At 63.0% G+C, this 4,435-nt stretch carries 7 protein-coding genes; all 7 read right to left on the bottom strand.

The features are described 5' to 3' along the window. Nucleotides 1-1,482 (bottom strand): DNA primase (dnaG, locus tag FBR05_14850; GenBank protein MDL1873457.1); only part of this gene is annotated, 1,482 nt, incomplete at its 3' end. 86 nt (nucleotides 1,483-1,568) lie between these two features. After that, nucleotides 1,569-2,012: a GatB/YqeY domain-containing protein gene (locus FBR05_14845; protein ID MDL1873456.1), complete on the bottom strand. Its 444-nt coding sequence runs from the start codon at nucleotides 2,010-2,012 to the stop codon at nucleotides 1,569-1,571. A gap of 74 nt (nucleotides 2,013-2,086) precedes the next feature. After that, nucleotides 2,087-2,278, bottom strand: coding sequence for a 30S ribosomal protein S21 (locus FBR05_14840; GenBank protein ID MDL1873455.1), 192 nt, complete (start codon nucleotides 2,276-2,278; stop codon nucleotides 2,087-2,089). 157 nt (nucleotides 2,279-2,435) lie between these two features. Next, nucleotides 2,436-2,783, bottom strand: a complete 348-nt coding sequence (locus FBR05_14835) for a histidine triad nucleotide-binding protein (GenBank protein ID MDL1873454.1) — start codon at nucleotides 2,781-2,783, stop codon at nucleotides 2,436-2,438. 29 nt (nucleotides 2,784-2,812) lie between these two features. Beyond that, nucleotides 2,813-3,199: a phosphoribosyl-AMP cyclohydrolase gene (gene hisI / locus FBR05_14830; GenBank protein ID MDL1873453.1), complete on the bottom strand. Its 387-nt coding sequence runs from the start codon at nucleotides 3,197-3,199 to the stop codon at nucleotides 2,813-2,815. Further along, entirely contained in the window at nucleotides 3,196-3,957 is a 762-nt protein-coding gene (gene hisF, locus FBR05_14825; protein MDL1873452.1) for an imidazole glycerol phosphate synthase subunit HisF, read from the bottom strand. Before hisF ends, hisI begins: the two co-directional genes overlap by 4 nt. Before the next feature lies 1 nt (nucleotide 3,958). Next, nucleotides 3,959-4,435 (bottom strand): 1-(5-phosphoribosyl)-5-((5-phosphoribosylamino)methylideneamino)imidazole-4-carboxamide isomerase (locus FBR05_14820; GenBank protein ID MDL1873451.1); only part of this gene is annotated, 477 nt, incomplete at its 5' end.

Raw genomic sequence — 4,435 nt, 5'->3', positions numbered from 1 at the left:
TCCATAAGGATCGGTCTTTGCAAACTCCCAAAAGGCCCGGACGATTTCGGCCAGTCCCTCCGGATAAAACTCCTCCGCCTCCACCCGGGCCAGGATCTCGGGCCGAAGCGACGGGAAGCGCAACCAAACCTCGAGGATCGTCTCTTCCTCGGGAAGCCAGGCCCGGCGCCGCTCGGTCGGCCGCGCGGCCTGGGCGGGGCGCCTCTCCGGCAGGGGGCGCTTGCCCCGCAGCCAATCCTCCGGGATGTCGAAGCCCTCGGCGAGCCGGCGGCGGTAGAGATTTTGCACGATGGAGTCGGGGAGCTTCTCGATCAGGGCCAACAGCCGCCTCGCCGCCCGGCCTTTCTGCTCCAGAGCCTGCGGGCCGCGGGGCAGCGAGGCCGACCACTTATCGATGAGTTCCTCCAAAAGGTTTCGCCGCTCCTGGAGCTTTTTTTCGAAGGCCAAACGGCCAAAACGCCGGAGATAAGAATCGGGATCTTCGCCGCCCTCCAAGCGCACGATCTGCGGAGTCACCCCTTGGGCCAAAAGGACTTCCAAGGCCCGCAAACCCGCCTCTTCCCCGGCCGAATCGCCGTCAAATAATAAGATGATTTCGGCCTCGAGTCTTTGCAAGGTCTTGGCGTGATTGGAAGTGAGGGCCGTGCCCAGGGGCGCCACGGCCTGGGTGAAGCCCTGGCCGTGGAGGGTGATGACGTCCAGGTAGCCCTCGACCAGCAAGACCTGGTTTCTCTTGCGGATTTCGCCCTTGGCCAGGTGGAAGCCGTAGAAGAGCTCGCCCTTCTTGAAGATCTCGGATTCAGGGGAATTCAGGTACTTGGGCCCCTCGTCCTTCTCTTGGAAGAGCCTCCCGCCCAGGCCGACGACCTTCTTGTCGTGGCGGAAGATGGGAAAGGTGAGGCGGCCGCGGAAGAACTCGCGGCGGCCGCGGTAGAGCGAAAACTTCTCGAGCACCTCGCGGGCGATACCCTTCTGCTGAAGGCGTGCGGCCAGGCCGCTCTCTTGGCCCGGGCAGTAGCCCAGGTGGAAGGCCTCCACGGCGGATTCGGGGATCTGGCGCTTGGCCAGGTAGGCCCAGACGGGGTGGTCCTTGGGGGTGTTCTTGAGCAGGCAGTGATAGTACCAGGCGGCCTGGCGGTGGACCTCGAAGGCCTCGTCGCGCCGCTCGCGGGCCTTGGGGTCGGCCGGCCCGGAGGAGGCCACCTGCACGCCCGCCCGCTCGGCCAGGCGCTGGACGGCCTCGGGGAAGGAGAGGCTGTCGAGCTTCATCAAAAAGTGGAAGAGGTTTCCGCCGCTGCCGCAGCCGAAGCAGTGGAAGGTGTCGCGGTCGGGGCTGACGATGAAGGAGGGCGATTTTTCCTGGTGGAAGGGGCAGAGGCCCTTGTAGTTTTTGCCGGCCTTCTTGAGTTGGACGAATTCGCCGATGTATTCGACGATCGAAACTCGTTCTCGGATTTCCGACAGTTGTTCTTCCGAAAACATCCACACTCCAATATTGAGAAGCGGCCCCGGTCCGAGGGCCGAAACGCCCGCAGGAAATGAAAAAATCGGTCGGCGGAACAGGCCGACTAGCCCAGCAGTTTTTTCACCAACTCGCTGACGATCTTACCGTCCGCGCGCCCCATGACCTTGGGCTGCACGGCCTTCATGACCTTGCCCATGTCCTTCGCGCCCTGGGCCTGGGTCTCGGCGATGGCCTCACGGATCGTCTTTTCGAGCTCCTCCGCGGAGAGCTGCTGGGGCAAAAATTCTTCAATCACTTTCAATTCGGCGGCCTCTTTTTCGACCAGGTCTTGGCGGCCGCCGGATTGGAAGGCCTCGATCGACTCTTTGCGCTGCTTGGCCAGGGTCGAGAGGGCCTGGACGACCTCGGCGTCGTTCAGCTCGCGCTTGGCGTCGATGGCCTTGTTCTTCAGCACCGACTTGATGTTGCGCAGGGCCATCAGGCGGTCCTTGTCCTGGGCGCGCATCGCGTCTTTGAGCTGGGATTCGATGTCTTGATAGAGGGACATGGCTTGGACACCTAAAAATACAAATACGAAACGAAGGCCGGGGGCCTTTCGCTTCGGAATCGCTTGTGACGAAATTAGTCGCGGTACTGCTTTTTTATGGCGCGCTTGCGGGCGGCGACGGTCTTGCGCTTCTTTTTGATGCTGGGCTTTTCGTAGTGCTCGCGCTTGCGGACCTCGGAGAGGATCCCCGCCTTCTCGCACTGCTTTTTGAATCGCCGCATGGCGGCCTCGAAGGACTCGCCGTCTCGAATTTGGATGCCGGGCATGACAACCTCAATTTGTGTTAATTATCAAGCTCTTATACACCGATTTCCGCGGCTTGTCCATCCGGGGAAAGCGCCGAAGAGCGGGAGGATATAGGAGCTTCGGGAAGGCCTGTCAAGCCATAAACGGGCGGGCGCGGGGGCTTGAAAAACGGGGGGCTTAGCCGATCAGGGAGGGGCCCATTTGGCGGCCGGCCAGCAGGTGCATGTGGACGTGGTAGACCGACTGTCCGCCCTCCGGGTTGACGTTCATCACCAGGCGGTAGCCCCGGTCTTGGACGCCCTTGTCGGCGGCGAGCCTGCGGGCTGCGGCAAACATCTCTTCCACCACCCCCAGCTGGTCCTGGGGGATCTCCCCCAAGTGGGCGTAATGGGCCTTGGGGATAATCAGGAGATGCACCGGGGCCTGGGGGCCGATGTCGGGGAAGGCGAGGACGCGGTCGCTTTCGTACAGAAGATTCGAGGGAATTTGTTTTTGGGCAATTTTGCAGAAAATACAGGAGTCCATGGATTCACCTTGCGAGGTTCGCCCCTACATCACTTGTAGACTTTCTCCTCGTCGAAGAGCTTTTCCCCGACCGTCTTCACCTGATCGCCTTCGATCTTGTTGAAGAAGCAACTGCGGTAGCCCGTGTGGCAGGCGGCGACGTTTTGCTTGATCTTGATCAGTAGGGCGTCGTTGTCGCAGTCGAAGTAGACCTCTTTCACCTCCTGCGTGTGGCCGCTGCTCTCGCCCTTGACCCAAAGCTTTTTGCGGGAGCGGCTCCAGTAGGTGGCGAGCCTGCTTTCCAGCGTCATCTTCAGGGACTCGCGGTTCATGAAGGCGAACATCAGGATCTCGCCGTTCTCGTGGTCTTGCAGGATGACCGGGATGAGGCCCTTGTCGTCGAATTTCAGCTGGTCGAGGATCTTGTCGTAGTTCATGCCACAGTCCTAACCAAGACGCCGCGTTCGCTCAAGTAGCTTTTCACCTGGGCGATGCTCAGCTCGCGGAAGTGGAAGATCGAGGCCGCCAGGGCCGCATCGGCGCGGCCTTCGGTCAGGCCCTGGTAGATGTGCTCGGCGGTGCCCACCCCGCCGGAGGCGATCACCGGGACCGTGACCAACTCCGCCACGGCCTGCAATAGTTCGATGTCGTAGCCGGCCTTCGTGCCGTCGCGGTCCATGCTGGTCAGCAGGATCTCGCCGGCGCCGAAGCCCTCCATCTTGCGGCACCACTCGGGGGCCTCGAGGCCCGTCGGGGTGCGGCCGCCGTGGGTGTAGACCTCCCAGCCGTCCAGGGAGCGCTTGGCGTCGACCGCCACCACGATGCACTGGCTGCCGAACTTGTCGGCGGCCCGGCGGACGAAGTCGGGGTCGTTGACCGCGGTGGTGTTGATCGAGACCTTGTCCGCCCCGGCGTGCAGCAGGTTGCGGATGTCCTCGATCGTGCGCACGCCGCCGCCCACCGTCAGCGGCATGAAGCATTTCTCCGCGGTCTTGGCGACGACGTCCAGGATGATGCCGCGTTTCTCGTGGCTGGCGGTGATGTCGAGGAAGGTCAGCTCGTCGGCGCCCTGGCGCTCATACTCCTCGGCCACCGCCACGGGGTCGCCGGCGTCGACCAGGTTCAAAAATTGAGTCCCCTTGACCACGCGGCCGTCCTTCACGTCGAGGCAGGGGATGATGCGTTTGGTCAGCATATCAGGACTCGGCCGCCTTCAGGGCCTCGCGCAGCGTGAATTTGCCCTCGTAGAGGGCCTTGCCCGTGATCGCGCCGAGCAGCTTGCAGTCTTCCATCGCCACCAGGGCCCGAAGATCTTCCAGGGAAGAGACCCCGCCGCTGGCGATGACCGGCAGCTCGGTGGCGGCCATCACCTCGCGCAGGGCGGGGATGTTGGGTCCGCTCAACATCCCGTCGCGGGCGATGTCGGTGAAGATCAGGCAGTAGACGCCCGCCAGCGGGGCGGACTTAAGATATTCCGGGACGGTGAGGCCGGTGGTCTCGGTCCAGCCGTGGACGGCGATCTTGCCGGCCTTGGTGTCCAGGCCCAAGGCGATCTGGCCGGGAAATTTCGCGCCGAGGGCGGCCAGGAATTCCGGATCCCGGGTGGCCTTGGTGCCGACCACGACCCGCGCGACGCCGTCGCCGATATATTCCCCCGCGGTCGCCACCGAGCG

Source organism: Deltaproteobacteria bacterium PRO3 (genome assembly GCA_030263375.1).
GTDB lineage: Bacteria > UBA10199 > UBA10199 > DSSB01 > DSSB01 > DSSB01.
The sequence above is the reverse complement of the archived record's forward strand: the minus strand, read 5'-3'. Positions and strand labels throughout refer to the sequence as shown.

Coding starts and splice junctions, on each gene's coding strand:
- hisI (MDL1873453.1), bottom strand. CDS start 3,199: ATGAACTACGACAAGATCCTCGACCAGCTGAAATTCGACGACAAGGGC.
- FBR05_14835 (MDL1873454.1), bottom strand. CDS start 2,783: ATGGACTCCTGTATTTTCTGCAAAATTGCCCAAAAACAAATTCCCTCG.
- hisF (MDL1873452.1), bottom strand. CDS start 3,957: ATGCTGACCAAACGCATCATCCCCTGCCTCGACGTGAAGGACGGCCGC.
- FBR05_14845 (MDL1873456.1), bottom strand. CDS start 2,012: ATGTCCCTCTATCAAGACATCGAATCCCAGCTCAAAGACGCGATGCGC.
- FBR05_14840 (MDL1873455.1), bottom strand. CDS start 2,278: ATGCCCGGCATCCAAATTCGAGACGGCGAGTCCTTCGAGGCCGCCATG.